Source organism: Mycobacterium sp. smrl_JER01 (genome assembly GCF_048513595.2).
Taxonomy (GTDB): Bacteria; Actinomycetota; Actinomycetes; order Mycobacteriales; family Mycobacteriaceae; genus Mycobacterium.
In genome coordinates, this window is record NZ_JBLXXK020000001.1 from 3496672 (window position 1) to 3514285 (window position 17614).

A 17614-nucleotide genomic window follows, 5' to 3' on the forward strand; every position below is an offset into this window, starting at 1 on the left:
TGCGGGACTGCAGGGGCATCGCCTGTTCGAACACTTTCACCTGACTCCCGAGGCTTCAAGGAAGCGTCCCGCTCGATGAATCGCGTCGCGGGCTTCGGGAAGGATCCGGAACATAGCCTGGAATACATGGATCTGTCCCCGATATATCTGGATCTCGACGTGGCATCCAGCCGATTGAAGTCGCTCGGCGAGACGCCGCGAGTCATCGATCAACATTTCCCTCCCGCCCACCTGAATGAGGATCGACGGCATCGCGGTCAGGTCCGCGTCAAGGACACTGAGGCGCGGATCGTCGCGATCTGCACCCCCTACGTAGAGGTCAAGAGCGCGCGCCGCTGATTGAGCGGAGGCAAAAGGATCCCGGCGGCGAAGTTCACGCGCCCTGGCGAGTTCGCACCTGAGATCCAGGACGGGAGACATCAGCAGCATCGCATCAGGGAGCGGCAATCCAGCCGCACGTGCGCCCAAGGCCGTGGCCATCGTGAGCTGACCGCCCGCCGAATCTCCGGCAACCGCGACGGTGCGCTGGCAAGAACCCGGGGACCCTCCGCTGGTAAGCCAGCGATACGCGTTCAGTGCATCGTCCGCGGCCGCGGGATAGGGATATCGTGGCGCAAGTCGGTACTTGACGGCGAAGATTGGGCGTCCGCTTGCAGAGGCGAGTTCGCCGAGAAGACCGCGGTGCGTATCCGGAGAGCACATTGAATATGCGCCACCGTGTATATAGAGCAATGGGTTGGCATGCGGATTAATGACAGGTGTGGTGATCCAGTCCCCACGAACCGGGCCTCCGGCGAATACCGTGTCAACCTTGCGCACTGTGACGCCGCGCCGGGGCCGCGATGCGACGAGCGCTGTTCGTAGCGCGCGATCCATCACCGCAAGTCCGTAGGCGTTTGATGGCATCAGCTGCGCCAGTGGCCGCAGCGTAGTTCGCGAGGACATCGCGACGAGATGACTGGCAAGACTGGGCTGCCAGTCAGGGGCATCCATTCTGGTCATTGGGGACACACCTCCCCGGGCCGATTCTCGAATCGGTAGTCCGAGAGGCGAAAGGTGCGGCTCCGCCAATAGGTCTCCAGAGTCGTTGATGGACGGAGTGGAACGTCACCGTGCTTGTCGAAGTAGTAGCTGTTGGCATTGGAACAGCTCGGCTGCCAGAAAACCTGCCTGTGACGCCGCCGTAGCACTTCGGCGAAATAACGGTCGTTCGCCTCCTTCTTGACCTCCACGCAGTTAGCACCCAGCGCCCGCGCGCGGCGGAGACACCGGACGATGTGCCGACTCTGCGCCTCGATGAGCGTGAAGTACGAGGAACCGTTGTAGCCGTACGGGCCGAAGATGTTGAAATGATTCGGGAATCCCGGGACGCTCACCCCTTCGAAGGCCTGCAGTCGGTGCTCGTCCCACCATGTAGCCTGCTCCAGCCCGCCGCGTCCTTTCAGCACGTAAGTGGGCATGTTGCCCGACTCCATCACTTTGAAGCCGGTGGCCAGGATCAAGACGTCAATGGGATGAGCTTTGCCGTCTCGAGTATGGACGGATGCATGGTCGATATGGGTTATGCCGCTCGTCTCGAGCGATACGTTGGACCGGTTGTACGTTGTGAGATAGGAATTGTGGAAGCTGGGTCGTTTACAGCCCAACGAGTAGCGCGGAATGAGTTGTTCTCTCGTCGTCGGGTCATGGACCTCACGCCGCATGTACCGCTTTGCGGCGCTCTCCATGACATCGGCGAACGGCATCACCGTATGAAAGTGAGCGGCGATTGGGAAAGTGATTTCCACGAACGCCTGGCTCGCGGCCCGGGTCGCCAATTGCGCCCCCGGCAGGAAACGTAGAAGCCTTCCACCCCACGTCGGTATGGGGAAGTCTGGCTTCGGCAGACAATAAATTGGAGTTCGCTGAAAGACCGTCAGACTCTCTGCTTTCTTTGCGACTTCGGGTATCAGTTGCACCGCCGACGCACCGGTACCGATTACTGCGACCCTCTTCCCGCTGAGATCTTTGGTATCGTCCCATCTCGCCGTGTGGAGTGTAACGCCGGCGAAATCTCGCACCCCCTTGATTTCAGGCCACTTTGGCCGACTGAGAACGCCGGAGCAATTTATCACGAAGCGTGCCGTGAACTCCTCACCATTGGCGCTGGTCAAACGCCACCGTGTTGCGTTCTCGTCGAAACAAGCCTCGGTAATGGTTGTGTTGAAACGAATATGGTCCCGGAGCCCATACTTTTCAACACACCGCTCGGCATAGGCTTTGAGCTCATTGCCGTGGGCGTACGTGCGCGACCAAGAGGGCCGCATTTCGTATGAGAATTGATAACTGTACGACGGTATGTCGACAGCGATACCCGGGTAGGTGTTCCAGTGCCACGTACCACCTACGCCATCGGCGTCATCAATCATCGAGAAGTCGGTAAATCCCGCCTTCATCAAGCTGATGCCAGACCCGATGCCGGAAAATCCAGCTCCTATGATGATTATCTCGTAATTACGGTCGGACTTGCGATCCATTGCTTTGTATGTCACCGTTCTGACGGTCAGCCGTGCAAATTAGAATTCAGAGTGATTGCGTCAGCTGGTGTGTATCGTCGCGCCGAGTTATCACGTAATCATGAGGATTCAAGCGGGAAAGTTCTCTCGTAAACTGGGTCGCGAAACCTGGGTACATCGTGCCGTTGTAGCCGTCTTCGGTCAAATACCAACTGCTGCACCCCGAATTCCAGGTCGTTCGTCGAAGGCGTCGCTGAATACTGGAGTGATAGCGGTCCTGGCGATCCTCTCTCACATCCAAAGTGCTGATGTCATTTTGCTGAAGGAGCTTGATCGCCTTGACGATGTAGTCGATTGCGGCCTCCATATATACGAGCGCCGAGTTGTGGCCTGGCCCGGAATTCGGTCCGAAAGTGAAGAACAAGTTCGGATAGCCGGCCACGCTCACGCTCTTGAACGCGAATGTCCCCTGAGACCATTCATCGCCGAGCTTCCGACCGCCGAGGCCGCTGATCGGGAACGGGGTGCCGCGTTTGCACACATCGAAGCCGGTGGCAAACACGATGCAGTCCACCTCGTGCTCGACACCGTCGGCGGTTCGGATCCCGTTGGGTGACAATGTGGCGATCGGCCAGCTGATCAGCTTGCAGTTATCCGCCTGTAACGCCGGGTAATAATCGCTGGTCATGAGCATACGTTTGCAGCCGGGTCTGAAATGGGGCGTCAACTGACGTCTCAACCAGGGGTCTTTCACCTGCCGACGCAGATGAGCCTTCGCCGCCAGCTGTATCGCCGATGTCGCGGCGGTATTCCAGACCATACCCACGGCCATCACTTCGTGGGTCCAGAACCAGGCGTCGCGGAGCGCTTGTTCGCTCATCGGCAGTCGTTTGAAGGTCGAACGCGCCCAGGCCGGATGCTTGAAGTTCACCCGCGGTAGCACCCAGCCGGGCGTTCTTTGGAAAACTTTGACCGACGCAGCCGACTTCACGAGCTCAGGAATGATCTGCACCGCGCTCGCGCCGGTTCCGATGACCGCAACCCTCTTATCGCTGAGGTCATAGCCGTGATCCCATCGAGCACTGTGAATTTTCTTTCCCTCGTACGAATCAATTCCTCGAACATCGGGAAAGCTGGCGTTGGCAAGTGGTCCACCGGCCATTACAACTGACCGGGCTTGATACCGCTTTCCCTCTGCTGTGTCGGCCACCCAGATGCCGGCATCCTCGTCGAATTCCAAGCAAGTCACGTCGGTATCGAACCGGATGAACCGGGCAAGGTCGTACTTGGCGACCATATCGTCGATGTACCCGAGGATCTCAGCGCTTCCCGAGTAGGTTTGAGTCCAGCCCGGATTCGGCTCGAACGAGTAGGAGTAGAGAAGCGAGGGAATATCGCAGGCCGCTCCGGGATAGGTGTTGTCTCGCCAGGTGCCTCCGACGCGGTCTGACCGTTCCAGAATGACGAAGTCATCCGTGCCCTCCTGAAGCAGTCTGATCGCCGTACCGATACCTGCGAACCCGGCGCCGACAATCAACGTCGTCGTGGTGCCTGTCATTTGGCAACCGGTTCGTAGGTCAGTTCGTCCGTCCACGATGGCGGCCGGCCGAAGATCTGAACAGGGAAAACATCGATCGCACTGCCAAGGCGCTGAGACACGAAGTGCAGAGGCTGGGACCGCTTGATGGAAGACGACATGTGCGCCTTCAAGATGTGATAGCCGGGCACCCTACGCGTGTGCTCACTGCGATCGCCGACATTGGCGTACCGCGTCACTGCGTTGTATAACTTCTCCTCGGACAGACCCATAGCGTTGAGATTCATCAACATGCGCGTCAACAGCGGGATATACAGCAACGCGCCGGTGAGAATACGCGGGTCGACCAGAGCGCCCGCAGTTTGAATGGCGTGGATTCGCATCGGGCTGGCGCCCAGGTCGTTCAAAACCTGGAAGCCAACCGCGAGATGCCTTGATTCGTCGCTGTTGACCTTATTGAACACCTCCCCGCACACGGGGTCGTCAACCTCATCGAGGAGAAACTTCAGCAGCGCTCCATCGAGCGCAGTCTCCAGTGCCGGGATCGCGGCCCCGATGACGGTCAGGGGAAGGGCTTCAGCATAACGGTCCAGCCATTCGATGACCAGCCGGATATTCTTGTTCGGGACCGGTTTCTCGCCTTCCTCGAGCATGCCCCAGCGGCGCATCAGGGCAAGTTCGGCATTGGCGTGACGCTGCTCCTCGGCGTGAAAGTACCGGTAAATGTCTCCGAGCGCTTCGAATGGCGCCTTTGGAGCCATTGCGGCGAAGGCACGTGCTCCAACATGCTCAATCCACACCACGTCGGACATGAATTGCTTGAGTGTGGGACGCTGTTCATCGGTGATCAGTTCCGCGCCAGGGGCGTTCCAATCGATATCGGCGAGAGCCCATTGCTTATTTTTGATCGTCTCGAGCATGTCGCTGTATGCGAAAGCCATTTCCCTTGCTCCTCTACTCGGCTGAATCGTTCCACGAGGCCATGCGCTCCACGAGGCCCAGCGTGCGTGTAAAGGGACCGGGTAGGGCTCTCTTGAGTTGCCACAAGAGTTTGGCATCGAGTTGGGGTACTACATAAATTTGTCCGCGATCGTGCGCGTTCAACGTCGTGCGAGCAACGTGCTGTGGCGAAATGCCGGTCCATTTCATCAGGTTGGTCGCGAGCCTTGCAGCCGCCTCGTCGATTTGAGGATTGTTGGCGATGTTCGTCTTCACGAAGGTGGGGCAAAGCACTGTGACCTTGACGTCAGTACCGCTCAGTTCGGCCGCCAATGTCTCCGACAGAGCGAGCACTCCGGCCTTGCTCACGTTGTAAGCCGCCATCCGAGGGGCCGAGCCAAAGCTCGCTGCGGACGCCACATTGATGACTCCGCCATGCCCATTGCTGCGGAGCCGAGGCACGAAAGTCTCGCAGCCGTAGATAACGCCCCAGAGGTTGACAGCAATCGCCGCCTTCCAGTCCTCGATCGACGTCGCACCGATACGGTTGCCGCCCGCGCCGATTCCGGCGTTGTTGATGACGAGGCTCGCAGCCTTCCCGAACCAGTCTTCGCTCACATCAGCCAGGTTGCGGATCTGCTCGAGATCGGTGACATCGCATGCGATGTCGAAACCCTCGCCGCCAGCCTGCCTCACCAACTCTGCCGACTCTTTTGCAGTGACGGGATCTCTGTCGGCGCACACCACGCGTCCGCCTCGGCGCGCAAGCTCCACGGCGAATGCGCGGCCGATACCGCTTCCTGCGCCCGTAACGACTGCATCGGCTCGGTGCGTTCTGCCCGGTGCGCCGCCGAACGGCAGCAATCTCATCTGTCTGCTTTTCGGGTCGCGACATTGACGTCTGCTATGGGGAAACTCTCAATTGGGGGCGCCAGCCACCATTGGTGTCGCATGCCACCAGTTTGTCGTGGACCGAGCGCTTTGTCAAGATGGAGAGGTGCGGTCGAGAAATAAGCGCTGGGGTGGTCGGACTGGGGCCGAGCGTCGTGCCGAGCGACGGCAGCAATTGATCGAGGCCGCAACCGAGATTTGGAGTGAGAGCGGTTGGGCCGCAGTCACTATGCGCGGAGTGTGCGCCCGCACAGGGCTCAACGATCGATACTTCTACGAGGACTTCAAGACGCGCGATGAGCTGCTCGTTGCCGCGTGGGATGGCGTCCGCAACGACATGCTCGGCGAGGTCGCTGCGCTCTTCACCGAGCGTGCGAATCGGCCGCCGATCGAAACCATTACCGCAGCGATCACCATCGTGGTCGATGGGATCGCACGCGATCCCGGCCGAGCACACATCCTCCTCGCTCAGCACGTCGGTAGCTCACCGCTGCAAGACCGCCGCGCCGTGGCACTACAGGAAGCAACGCAGTTAGTCGTTGAGGCAAGCCGACCACACCTCCGACAAGATGCCGACGAGATGGCCCTTCGCATGGACACTCTCATCGCAGTCGGGGGGTTCGTCGAAGTCATCACCGCCTGGCACTCGGGTCTGCTTGAGGTGACCGAGAAGGAAGTGGTCGCGCACACCAGCAGACTTGCTGAAACCTTGGCTCAACGCTATGTCGTCAGCGACTGATCGAGGCTCACAACAGGGGCAGCCAGCCCCGTGGCGATCGCTGCGAACCGCATTTTGCGGGTCCGACCGCCGTCTCGCCCGGCTACCGAGCACCGAATCCGTGAGTTGACCGGCGCGTCACACCCTGTTCGGAAGGAGCGACGCAGGAACGGCGCTCCTGCGTCGCCGAACTTCCGTACCTTCGCTATCCCGGCTGAGCGATAACGTTCTGTGAACCGTCTTGGTCGAACAGTTCTTTGCTCCAACGCTCCAGGACCGCGGCGCTGTCCCAATCATCAGGATGGAAACCCGGGCGGTTGTAGGAACGGAATCGCCGCAGCGCATCGGCGGTGAACATCGGGGTGCGGCTGAAGCGGTACAGACTGCGCACCAACGTGACCGGGTTATACGAGGCTCTATCAGCGGCCATGGACAGGGCAGTCTGCAGAATGAGTTCGCCGAACAGAATTACTGAAGCGATCCGCATGCCCCGTACACGGGCGCGCTCGGTTCCTCCCACGAGCCGATAGACGTCGAAGGCAACCGCTTTGTGCTCCGACTCCTCGAAGGCATGCCACAGCAGAATCGGCCGAACCTCTGACTGTCCGATGAGCTTCTGGGCGTCTTCGCTGGTAAGAATGATTTCTGCCAGCGTAGCGGTGTAGTGCTCCAACGCCGAAGTCATGGACAGCCGCATTTCCGGCGAAAAGCGCCGTTCCAATCGCTTGATCAGGCGTGCGATATGACGGTCGATTCGCGCGGTCGGATACCCCATGACCTGGAGTCGCTCGTTGAGGAGACGATGCTGGTGTCGATGTGTGGCCTCTTGTCCGATGAAACCCTTAACCGCTGTATCTAATTGGGGATCGTCGATGGAGCTCTGGAAGTTCCTGACCGAGCGAATGAAGAAATCCTCGCCTTCCGGGAACGTCGCAGAAAGCACCGAGATGAAATGGCTCATCACCAGGTCGCCATCCACGAAGTGCTGCCGCTTCGTGGAGGTCGGCATCGGAAAACGAACACGCCTGGGCTTTGGCAGCACGCGGGTCCTGGTCCGGGCTTGATCTTCCGACATGTGAGGTCCTTCCTCGAAGTTGCATCTGACTTTATGCCTTGTCAGATAAGACTGCCAGACTGTAGGACATGAGTCCAGCACGTGTTTATGGCGGGCTGTCCGCAGCTCAACGCGATGCGCAGCGCCGTGTGATGTTGATTGATGCCGCAATCTCAATTGTGGGCACCCACGGAGCTGCGGCGTGCACCGTGACCTCCGTGTGTGCGAAGTCAGGCGTGACGAGCCGGTACTTCTACCAGCAGTTTCGCGACCGAGACGCGCTCTTGCGCGCGGTATTCGCCAAGATCTCCGCCACCTTCCAGGCTGTTGTGCGTCGTCGACGGTGACCATGTCGGCGTCACCGATGGTGGTGATGATGCTGTGATGAGAACGGCCCCGCTCGGTGTGGTGAGCGGGGCCGTGGTGGTCTCGGTGACGGAATCGTCGCCGCGGTGATGCAGTTGTGGTCGTGGTGGTGGGAGTTTCGTTCAGTCTGAAGCTGTTTCGCTGATCGCGATGCGGGCAGCTTTCTCCCCGACGATGGAATGACCGGCAGCGAACGCGGCCGTCAACGCGTGCAAGGCGAGGTTGTTGACCGCGCGGGGGTGCCCGCGCGAGGCGTTGTGAATCAGTGTGACGGCGTCGTCGGCGAACAGGGTGTCGGAGCGGCCGGCGATCTTGGTGTGGTGGCTGATGTAGTCAGCGGTGTCGGCCGGGCTCATCCCAGGCAGGGCGTAGCGCACCGCGATGCGCTGATCCAGGGCGGCCAAGACACCCAGGCGCAGCCGATGCCGCAGGGTCGGTTGGCCGACCAGCACGACCGCGAACGGGGATCCGGAGTCCATGTCGTGGTTAGTGAGAAGTCGGATCGCTTCGAGTTGATGGTTGTCGAGCAGGTGTGCTTCATCGACCACCAGCACTGGGTTGCGGCCCCGTTCGGCGTGTTCAGCGGCCAGGGCCTCGGCGGCCTGAGGAGCGAGGCGGGCGGTGTGAAAGACCGGGGTGTGCCCAAGGGCGGCCACGATGTGGGTGAGCATGCCGCGAACGCCGATGGTGGGGTTGGCCAGGTAGATGATGACGTGGCGAGCCGGGTCCAGGGCGGTGGCGGCGGCGCGGATGGCCACCGTCTTGCCGGCGCCGACTTCGCCGGTGATGACCCCGATGGCGCACTGATTGACACACCAGCTGATCCGGGCGATGGCTTCACTGTGGCCGGGGTGGCGGTGCAGCATCGACGGAGCCAGGTTGCGCCCGAACGGCATCCGACTGAACCCCCAATGTGACTGCAGCCGTTCAATACTCATGCCGACATCCCATCTTCATGGGCAGCGCTGTCGGAGCCGAGGTCGGTGATGGAGAGCTGGCCGGGAATCTGACCGTCTTGTTCAGCTGTGCCGATCGTGGTCTGACCGTCCGCTCCGTAGAGGGCGTGGTAGCCGATACGTTCGTCATGGCGCAGCTGCTCATGATGGGCCGCGGCGGTCAGCGCAAGGTAGTCAATCCCCGTCGCCGGTGTCGGATCGTCACGGGTTTCAGGTCGGGCTTTCGGGTGGGCGTGGCGGGTGATGGTGTGAGCGACCGCGGCACCGAAACTCTGGTCGCGGTAGCGGACCTCGATGGACTCCAGATCGAAGGGACTGAACACCAGCTCCACCCTGCGCCCGGCCAAGGCGGGATCAACTCGGTAGGTGTTGGAATGCAGCGAGACCGTGGCGGTCTTGGTGACCACCCGAAACTCCGACCACAAGAACGCCTCGGTCAGATCCGCCGCGGTCGGCAATGCCGGCGACCCGCCGAGGCGGTCCCAGCCGTCCTCCCACCGATCCAGCGGGGACTGTCCAGTTTCGGAGTGGGTGCGGCGGTGATACTCGGTTTCGGTCCAGGCCATGAACAGTCGGTTGAGCTCCAACAGAGCCCCACGGTGGTCCACCCCCGCGGCGGTAAGGTCCTCGGCGCTGGTGTCGGTGACTTCAACGAGGAACTGGTCGCGCACGGTGCGGAAGAACCGCTCGATCTTGCCGCGGCCCTGCGGGCGCCCGGGTGCTGAATGCACCAATCGGATCCCGAGTTTCGCGCATGCCCGCAACAGCCACGCATCCACAAAGGCTGAACCGTTGTCGACATAGATCGAGGCGGGAACGCCGCGGGCCGCCAACGCCGGCTTCAGGGCGGCGGCCAGGCGCACAGTGTCTTCAGCGAACCCGAAGCGGTGCCCGACCACCAGCCGAGAGTGGTCGTCGAGGAAGGCGAACAAGTAGGTTTTGCGGTCTCCGACCCGCGGGCCGTGCAGGGCATCGCCGACCCACAGTTCGTTGGGATCAGCGGCTTCGAATCGGCCGAACACCTCGCCTGGCTGACCGGCGGTCGGGCCCATCAACTCACACCGGTGGAAGTGGCGCAGCAGCGTCGACTCCGAGGGCGCCCACCCCGTCGCGGTCCGCAGGATCCGGGCCACCTGAGCCACGGTGCGGGCCGGGTTCTCCCGCTTCAGTGAGACCGCCAGCTCCAACACCTGGGTGTCGGTGCGGGTGCCCAGCCGCCGCGGCTCAGGCACCAGCGCTTCGAACCCGCCCGTCCGGTAGCGGCGGATCCAACGGTCCAGCGTCGCCCGCGCCACCTGCACCTGGGCGCCGAACGGATCGATATGCCGGCGATCAGCGATCTCGCGGACCAGTTTCCCGCGCTGCTTGGTCGACAGCCCTTGCTCGAGGGCGGGGCAGATCAGCTGATACCGAAACAGCCCGATCGCCTGGGCCCGTTCCCGACGTTTGTGGTCCTCCAACGACACCGCCACGTTCTCCTCACACTGTTGACGGCCCGGCCCGAAACCGATTGTCGGGCAGGTGCCTTGGCGAGGATCACCGATCACGTGAGCCCCACGTCAGGGGCAACTGGTGTTGCTCAGATGCGCCGGGCAGCCGGCGGCCAGCACGGCGCCAACAACCTGCCGCCGCTGACCGCCACCATCACCAGCGGTGGCGTCATCACGCCCAGCACCCCAGCCGGGCCGAACCGCGCACCGATCGCCGCGGCGGCGGTGGCGATCGCGGCCACCAGGTCACTCCAGCCGCAGCCAGACCCATCTGGGATTGCCACGTCGATCCCGGTGCCCACCGCGACCTGGAGGAACCACGCCCGCATCGACTCGACACGCCCGGTCACCCGGCGCAGCCATCCCCGCACCGTGCTCGCCGGCACCCCCAGGTTCTCTGCGATTCGGCGATGCCCCCAACCACGGGACCGCAAGACCAGCGCGTTCCAAATAGTCTGTGCGCCATACCCCCTGCGCAACAGTGCCATCACTGGCAGCAACACGTGTGTGACTCGGCATGACCGGCATCGAGCCCGCCGCGGACGCACCGGGCCGGTGACGCCGTGGACACGGCGGACACGGGCGAAACCCCAGCAGGCCAATACGCCGTCGGGGCAGGACGGGCAGTCCATCTGCCCGGACGCCAGCCGGGACTCGACGTGAACGAGATCAGCCTCTACCGTCACCATGAGTGCCTCCGTGCACTACAGCGCGGCACCCTGCGAGCCCGCCAAGACTTCAGCGGGGTGCCGCGCGACCCATCAGTACGTCCTCACCCTGACGGTGCACACCAACACCAGCAACTCCGCAACAATCCGGGCCTCCAGATCGGCAACCTCAACGACGATCCACTACCCCATGGTCGTCATCCCGAAAGACGGCCAACACCAGGCGGTGATAACCAGCGCCATTCCGGACGACACGGTTGCTCCTCAAGAACTCGCCTATGCTCCGATCAAGGCCCTGGTTCAGGTGATCGAGAACGATCCCAGCATGGCCCGCATACTGTTTGTCGAATCGGGCGCAGAACCCCTCCTTCGGCAACTGCGAAGCGAACTGATGACCGATTTTGCGGAGCTGGTCCTCAGAGAGGCCCGTTTGCACCTCGAAATACCCAGCGATGTGCTCCAAGTCGCAGATCTCGCCGCTACCTACGGTGTCGGGGGCCTGTTCGAGATACTCCGTCGCTGGATAGACGGACAACTGAACCACTCGACTGAAATGCTTATCGAGCACGGTGCGGGTTTTCTCGGCAGTCTCGGCCTATATACTCTCGGACAGGCGCCTGATCAGGGCCGTCCGTGACTGGCCAAAGCTCAGGAGACCCGATAGACCCTGGCCGGCCCGGCGTCATACATTACTCGGTTGACTGAAGGGCATGGCGCGACACGACAATCACTGCGGGTGTTCACCCGAGGTCGCGTACCCTAGACTCCACGCGCGCCGGACGAAGAACTCGATACGACCTCGCTAACCGAGGTCTCCACCCGGCCAGGGGTGCTTACGATAGGCTCTCCAGGGTGGGACGTGCAACTACGACGGCTCGAAGGGGTCGTCCGTTGCGGTAATGATTCGAGCTACCAACCTGCCGCGACGGGAAACCTCAACCGTTTCACCTGCCGCAACCCGTTTAAAGTAATACCCTCCGTGGGTTCGCAGTTCGGTGAGACCGATCCGGCCGCCAGCGTCGCGTGACTCGCATTTCGTCGGACCACAACTGGCCTCAGCAGAGGCCGTCACTGACACGATCCTGGCCACCGACCGGCCGCGCCATACGATCGTGACCAACTGACCTGCCGCAACGCGATCGAAGCAGCGACCTGCGCGAGTACGCAGATCATCGAGCGAAACTGGTCGCACAGAAGCCCAATCTACCCCGACCGGTCTGTCGTCGGGCTGTCCATCTGGAACCGCTGAAACTGGCTCGATCCGAGCCACCAACTGACCACGACGAACTACCTCAAGCGCCTCCCCGGACGTTACCCGCTCAATGAAACCGCACGTGTCGCTGCGGAGTTGACCAAGACCTATGGGTTCGCCCATAGCGATATAGTGCACAAATTTGAGCGGCCAGTCAAAGCCCTCAAGCGTTGAATAGTGTCAAGTTCCCGCTGAAAGACGGGCTGTTTCACACAGGTCACTCGGTCCTGAAACGTGTGTCAGTCGAGTATTCGACGTAGCTACATGTGCTATGACAACTTTCGGCCTGCGGTCGCGGCGCGAAGGTGAGAGGGTGGATCGCATGCCGCCCCACCCATCCGCAGCGGCGCCATGAACAGATAAGATCATCCCGGTTTACCCACCACCCGCGCGGCGAGTTTCGGAAAACCGGCGGATCTGAACTTGGTCTACAGCCCTGTTCACTTGGCGAGCGTTCTCATTGCTGCGGTGTGAGGTCCAGCTTGGTCGTGGCGTTCATGCCCGTGATCAACCAGTCGGCGTTGTGACGCTCCATCGTAAGGCGATACGACAGATAACGAAGCGAAGGAATGTTCTTGCTAACCGGACTCGTAGACACCGAGTTTGTGTACACCAGTGCCGTCGCCTCAGACGGACCTATTGATTCGACGGCGGTGCCCATCACCTGCGTGGTGTTGGTGACCTGCGCCTGCCTGTTCGGTTCAACGATCGCGTCGATGAAGCGGCGGTATTCCCTGGCGAACTCACCGGCGAGGTACTGCGACGAGCGGTCCGGCAGCGACGCTATGTCGTCCGGGGTGTATGTCCACAGCGTTGTGATCGCGTCCGCGGCAGTCCGCGCAACGTCCAGCTTGGTGACCACCGCGGCACGGTCCGACAAATATGGCTGCAGCGTGGCCCCGGCGAACGCACCGGCGGCGACGAACAACGTCGATGCGACCGACGCAGTGATCAGCAGGTACTTGCCCGCGTACCGGTCCGAGACGAGCACGACCGGCTCGGGTTCGACATCCGGTTCGGCTTCACCGTTACGTTGCGCCGAGTCGTCCTGATGCGCTCGGTCGTCCTGATGCGCTCGGTCGTCCAGTTGCGCCGAGCCGTCAGGTTGAAGTTCCGGAACCCCGGGCGCCTTGGCCAGCCCGGTGAGTCGTTCGTCCTCCGCCCGCGGCCGGGCGGCGGCAACGTCCAGATCCTTCGTTGTTCGGCGCGTCTTCCCGGTCGGGACGCGGCGCTCTGGCGGAGCCTCCACCGGATCCTCCGCGACGCTGTCATCGGTAGCGCCCGCTTCAGACACACCGGGCTTCAACCGGCGCCATGGCCGCCGCCAGTGACGCCGAGACGCCAGTGCACCGATTGCGTCCGGCTCCTCGCTCTCCTGACCCACCAGTTCGGCTGTGACCTCGCCGGTCGCCCCTTTAGCAGGCACTTCTTCGGCCTTGGCCCCCGGCTCGGTGACCGGATCTTCAACGCGCTTCCGCGTCAACGCAAGCCGGCCGCGACGGCCTGCTGCCTGCTGCGCGGTCGAGCCGACAGAGGTCTCCGTGGTCAGATCACCTGAATCAGCTGGCTGATCTTCCACTGCTGTCCTTCCTGAATCGCCGTTGCCACCCAACGGTTTCCGCTCTCGATCGTCGACTTGCCATCAGGGGTCTTGGCGGTCGTCTTCGTCGCGACTAGGACGTCGGCGCTGCCGTTGTCGTTCCAGCGCTGCACGCCTGCCTCGACCACGGTGCCCTGAGTGGGTTCCGCCCGCGCGACCTGAATGACGATCTCGTTCATCTTCTCGCGGAACATCTTCGCGAAGTCGCCGGTCCCCTGCGCCAGCACCCGGTCGGCGTACGCGTTCGCGTTGAACGGATCCAACGTGGTGTAGGCGGTCATGAATCCGTGCACATAGTTCAACGCGGCGGCGGCGCGGAGTTCGGCGCGGCGGTCGGTTTCGTGGGACACCAGCATCAGAGCGCTGGCCGTGATGGTGGCAGGGAGCAGGAGACCGGACACGGACGAGACGATCGCTAGTCCCCACCGACGCGGCGGTGTGGGCTCGAAGGTGAAGTAGTCGCGTTCGTCGGCGTAGGTCCTGCGGCGCGGGCTCACGGGCCGGCCGCCTTCATCAGGGGCGCCTTTAGCACCGTCAGGTTGTTGACCCTCCAGTTGTCGCCGACCTTGTCAAAGTCCACGCGGACGGTCGCGGTGATGAACTTGAGTTCCTCGACCTTGGTGCCGCGCTGGCCCTGCATCGCGAGCAGCATTGCCGCCTTGTCCTTCGACACATACAGAACGGCGCTGCTGACCGCCCAGTACTCGTTGGTGGACGCGCCGGACTTGCGGACGGCCTCCTGTTGGGCCACTAGCTGGGGCCGGTAGTTGTCGGTCGCCAGCGACTGCGCTCTGGTGAAGTCGTCGTTGAGCGTGTCGACGCCGTAGCTGAGCATCTGCTCGACAGTCCGCGGGCCCTCTTCGGTGACCTGAGCGCGCGCCTCGTCGACCACCTGCTCGTGGCGGTAGATCAATAGATAGCTCAGCCCGACCGACAGCGCGCTCACCACAACCGCCGCCACCAACACCTTCGCGGTGAATCGGCGCATGTCCCGGTCGGGCCGCGTGGCGAGACGCACCTCGGTGCGCAGCACCAGATCAGCGAAGGTGCGCCGCCGGCGGTCCCACAGAGGCCAAAGCCACCCGACGAACAGGGCGGCGGTGTCCAGCAGGTGCGCGAGGTCACGCAGGAGCAGTCGCCCGAATCCGGGTGGTCGCCCGTCGCGGCGCACGATCCGGATGCCGACGAGTGCCCGCCCCAAAGTCCAGTCGTGCATAGACGGCAACAACCAGCGGTTGCCCGCCAGCACGACGACCACCAGTCCGGTGACCACGACGAACGTCCACCACACCCACCCGAGTTCGGGTCCGGCCAGCAGCCACGGCGCGGTCGTGGCAAGCACCGCCACCCCGGGGAGCACGTCGACCGCGAACGCGACCGCGCGGGTGTGCCACGCCGCGACGGGTTCGGCGGGGTTGTCGAGGACGGGGGTGTCCGGAGTCAAGTCAAGCATCGCGGTCACGAGGTGACCTGGTCGAGTTTGGCGACCTTGTAGGTACCGTCGGCTGGCGCCATCTTAACCCGCAACCGGTAGCCCTGCTCCTGGTCGACGGCCTCGGAGTTGGTGACCTTCACCCGCACCGCGACCAGGACGTCGATCGAGCCGTCGTCGTTGTGGCGCTCGACGGCGGCCCGCATCTCGGAGACCTTCACCTGGACGTTGGCAGAGCGATAGGCGTCGACTAGCATGCCGCTGTAGAGCGCCGCCTGGGCACCGAAGTCACCGGTCGAACACTCGATGATCTTCGCCTGCCCCGTCGTCATCGCCGACGTGTCCGGCGCCTGGGTGGCGGTGACGCACTCCTTGGCCGCTTGCAGCGCCCTGGCCTCCTCGACCTCGGTCGCGGCGCTCTCGGAATGGGCTCGCAATGCCAGGTAGCTGCCCACCGTGGCGCCCGCGGTCAGCAGCAAAAGGACGGTGCAAATCGTGAGCCAGCAGCCTCGGCCGAGCCGTGATGGGCGGGCTCCGACGGCCGTCGTGGCGGACTCCTCGACAGAGTCCGGCCCCGGCGTGGTCTCGTCGTGGAATTCGGTTGTGTCGTCCGGGGATACTGCTACCGGTTTGTCCGGCGTGTCCTCAGCATCGGTGGGGTTCAGCTGGCTGGTGCCAGCATCTCCTTCCATTCGTCGTCTCCTGGGTTGCTCGAGTTGCTGACGTTGTACTTGACGCCGTCAGGTCCGACCACCTCGCCGCTGCCTGGGCTGTACACCGCAGTGCCGGGTGGCCCCGATGCCGGAGTGTAGATGCATGGGTTGGGTTGTTGTCCACTGCACTGGACGCGGCCCTGCCCGGGCGGGCTCAGCGGATCGCTGATCGGCGAGGGCGGCTGTGGCAGCTGGTCGGCCGGCAACGGGTTCATACCATTGTTGACCGACGGCGCCGGAATGACCCGGCCGGGATCGACGCCCTGGTCACACCGGGCGCCGGGCGCAGGGCAGGACAGGATCTGGTTCGGGTCGCCGTACCACGGGTTGGTGCCTAGCGGAACGTACGGCTCATCGCTACGGCACTCGCGCGGACTGGCCGCACGCTTACCCGGCGCGTCGACGCAAGTGAGGTTGCGCGCACCGCGAACCACGTTGCCTTGGAAGTCCTGAGGGATCTTGCAGTAAAGGTTCGACGGCACCGGCGCCGCGCTGGTGTCGGCAAACGCCCGCCATTCCGACGCGGGTAGGAAGCCGGTGAGGCACGGCGGCGGCTGGTTGAGCGTCAGATTGAAATCGATTCTGGCGTTGTCGAACGGTGCCACTACGGCTTGAGCGACCGAGGCCCCCTGAGGGAGGATGACAAGGGTCTGTTCGAGGCCTTTGTGGTAGCGCTTGAGCATGTCGGCGACCACCGTCACGTTGGCCAGCGTCTGGGGCAGCGTGTCGCGCACGTCGCTGAACACCGTGTTGAGTTGGTCGGCGGTGGGCGCGGCCTGCTGCAGACCGCTGCGCAGCGCGCCGTCCTGCTCGGCCGACTGCGCGGCGAGGATATTCAGATTGCGCGACCACTGCGCGACGTTGTCGCCCGAGGTCACCTGGCTCTCCAGGATCGGCGCGGAGTTCGCAATGATGTCGTTGACAGGGTCGATGTTGTCCTTGAAGTCCTGCGCGATGTTGGTGGTCGAATCGACAAGTCGCTGTAACGCCGGCCCGAGGCCGCCGACCGCCTCGGAGGTCTCGGTCAGCAGCGTGTCGATCTTCTCTTTGGGCAGGACCGCGAGACCGTTGTTTGCGGCGTCGAGCGCCGGGCCGACCTCGGTGGGCACCGTGCTCTTTGTGATGGTCTGGCCGTCACGGAAGTATTGCTTTGGATTGCCCGTCGACACCAGGTCGAGATACTGCTCACCGATCGCGGAGACCGAGTGAACGTTGGCGCTGGCATCGACGGGAATCTTGTAGCGGCTGTCAATGCTGATCGTGGCCGTGGCGCCGGTCTCTGTCGGTTCGACGGCGGTCACCTTGCCGATTGTGGTGCCGCGGTAGGTGACGTTGGCCGTCGTGTACAACCCGGCCGAGCGGGGCAGCTCGGCGTTGAGGGTGTACTGCCCGATGCCCACCAGACTGGGCAGCCGCAGGAAGTACCAGCCAAGCGCGACGAGCGCGATCAGCGTCAGGATCGTGAAGATGATCAGCTGGATTTTGATGAAGCGAGTCAGCACC

At 62.8% G+C, this 17614-nt stretch carries 17 protein-coding genes and 1 pseudogene; 3 read left to right on the forward strand and 15 right to left on the reverse strand.

What is annotated here, in order from left to right:
- Positions 1–36: 36 nt before the first annotated feature.
- From ACNUDN_RS16485 to ACNUDN_RS16505, 5 genes are read right to left on the reverse strand one after another with little or no spacing between them, the layout of a single operon-like run.
- Entirely contained in the window at positions 37–1002 is a 966-nt protein-coding gene (locus tag ACNUDN_RS16485) for an alpha/beta hydrolase (RefSeq protein ID WP_085149488.1), read from the reverse strand.
- Complete coding sequence (locus tag ACNUDN_RS16490; protein WP_085149484.1) at positions 999–2516, reverse strand: flavin-containing monooxygenase; 1518 nt, start codon at positions 2514–2516, stop codon at positions 999–1001. The genes ACNUDN_RS16485 and ACNUDN_RS16490 overlap by 4 nt, the downstream gene beginning before the upstream one ends.
- A 46-nt stretch (positions 2517–2562) precedes the next feature.
- Complete coding sequence (locus tag ACNUDN_RS16495) at positions 2563–4053, reverse strand: flavin-containing monooxygenase (RefSeq protein WP_085149481.1); 1491 nt, start codon at positions 4051–4053, stop codon at positions 2563–2565.
- Complete coding sequence (locus ACNUDN_RS16500; protein WP_085149478.1) at positions 4050–4973, reverse strand: reductase; 924 nt, start codon at positions 4971–4973, stop codon at positions 4050–4052. The genes ACNUDN_RS16495 and ACNUDN_RS16500 overlap by 4 nt, the downstream gene beginning before the upstream one ends.
- A gap of 13 nt (positions 4974–4986) precedes the next feature.
- Positions 4987–5841: an SDR family NAD(P)-dependent oxidoreductase gene (locus tag ACNUDN_RS16505; protein WP_085149475.1), complete on the reverse strand. Its 855-nt coding sequence runs from the start codon at positions 5839–5841 to the stop codon at positions 4987–4989.
- Positions 5842–5968: 127 nt separating this feature from the next.
- Between ACNUDN_RS16505 and ACNUDN_RS16510 the strand changes: the two genes are divergently transcribed.
- Positions 5969–6601: a TetR/AcrR family transcriptional regulator gene (locus tag ACNUDN_RS16510; protein WP_110775368.1), complete on the forward strand. Its 633-nt coding sequence runs from the start codon at positions 5969–5971 to the stop codon at positions 6599–6601.
- 184 nt (positions 6602–6785) lie between these two features.
- Here ACNUDN_RS16510 and ACNUDN_RS16515 read toward each other — a convergent pair whose 3' ends face one another.
- Positions 6786–7655: a metal-dependent hydrolase gene (locus tag ACNUDN_RS16515; protein WP_085149469.1), complete on the reverse strand. Its 870-nt coding sequence runs from the start codon at positions 7653–7655 to the stop codon at positions 6786–6788.
- Between the two features lie 68 nt (positions 7656–7723).
- Between ACNUDN_RS16515 and ACNUDN_RS16520 the strand changes: the two are divergent.
- Positions 7724–7966, forward strand: a pseudogene (locus ACNUDN_RS16520) (TetR family transcriptional regulator); the annotation flags it as partial.
- A 156-nt stretch (positions 7967–8122) separates the two neighbouring features.
- Here the strand turns inward: ACNUDN_RS16520 and ACNUDN_RS16525 are convergent.
- From ACNUDN_RS16525 to ACNUDN_RS16535, 3 genes are all read right to left on the reverse strand, one after another.
- Positions 8123–8938, reverse strand: a complete 816-nt coding sequence (locus tag ACNUDN_RS16525) for an ExeA family protein (RefSeq protein WP_011896180.1) — start codon at positions 8936–8938, stop codon at positions 8123–8125.
- On the reverse strand, positions 8935–10422 hold the full coding sequence (locus tag ACNUDN_RS16530; RefSeq protein WP_041801157.1) for a DDE-type integrase/transposase/recombinase: 1488 nt from the start codon (positions 10420–10422) through the stop codon (positions 8935–8937). The genes ACNUDN_RS16525 and ACNUDN_RS16530 overlap by 4 nt, the downstream gene beginning before the upstream one ends.
- A gap of 113 nt (positions 10423–10535) precedes the next feature.
- Entirely contained in the window at positions 10536–11135 is a 600-nt protein-coding gene (locus ACNUDN_RS16535) for a helix-turn-helix domain-containing protein (RefSeq protein WP_099248877.1), read from the reverse strand.
- A 10-nt stretch (positions 11136–11145) separates the two neighbouring features.
- Here ACNUDN_RS16535 and ACNUDN_RS16540 point away from each other — a divergent pair, with 10 nt between their 5' ends.
- Positions 11146–11751: a hypothetical protein gene (locus ACNUDN_RS16540; protein ID WP_498450162.1), complete on the forward strand. Its 606-nt coding sequence runs from the start codon at positions 11146–11148 to the stop codon at positions 11749–11751.
- Between the two features lie 228 nt (positions 11752–11979).
- On the opposite strand, the gene ACNUDN_RS16545 is transcribed toward ACNUDN_RS16540, so the two are convergent.
- The 6 genes from ACNUDN_RS16545 to ACNUDN_RS16570 all read right to left on the reverse strand — a co-directional run bounded on the left by ACNUDN_RS16545 (position 11980) and on the right by ACNUDN_RS16570 (position 17613).
- On the reverse strand, positions 11980–12489 hold the full coding sequence (locus tag ACNUDN_RS16545; RefSeq protein WP_234817075.1) for a type II toxin-antitoxin system Phd/YefM family antitoxin: 510 nt from the start codon (positions 12487–12489) through the stop codon (positions 11980–11982).
- 334 nt (positions 12490–12823) lie between these two features.
- Entirely contained in the window at positions 12824–13660 is an 837-nt protein-coding gene (locus ACNUDN_RS16550; protein ID WP_419122940.1) for a mammalian cell entry protein, read from the reverse strand.
- A gap of 251 nt (positions 13661–13911) precedes the next feature.
- The gene (locus ACNUDN_RS16555) at positions 13912–14463 is read right to left on the reverse strand and encodes an Rv1363c family protein (protein WP_085149462.1); all 552 of its coding nucleotides are present in this window, start codon (positions 14461–14463) and stop codon (positions 13912–13914) included.
- The gene (locus ACNUDN_RS16560) at positions 14460–15428 is read right to left on the reverse strand and encodes an RDD family protein (protein ID WP_085149459.1); all 969 of its coding nucleotides are present in this window, start codon (positions 15426–15428) and stop codon (positions 14460–14462) included. The genes ACNUDN_RS16555 and ACNUDN_RS16560 overlap by 4 nt, the downstream gene beginning before the upstream one ends.
- Complete coding sequence (locus tag ACNUDN_RS16565) at positions 15425–16090, reverse strand: Rv1363c family protein (RefSeq protein ID WP_085149456.1); 666 nt, start codon at positions 16088–16090, stop codon at positions 15425–15427. Before ACNUDN_RS16565 ends, ACNUDN_RS16560 begins: the two co-directional genes overlap by 4 nt.
- Entirely contained in the window at positions 16060–17613 is a 1554-nt protein-coding gene (locus tag ACNUDN_RS16570) for an MCE family protein (RefSeq protein WP_085149454.1), read from the reverse strand. The genes ACNUDN_RS16565 and ACNUDN_RS16570 overlap by 31 nt, the downstream gene beginning before the upstream one ends.
- Position 17614: the final 1 nt, after the last annotated feature.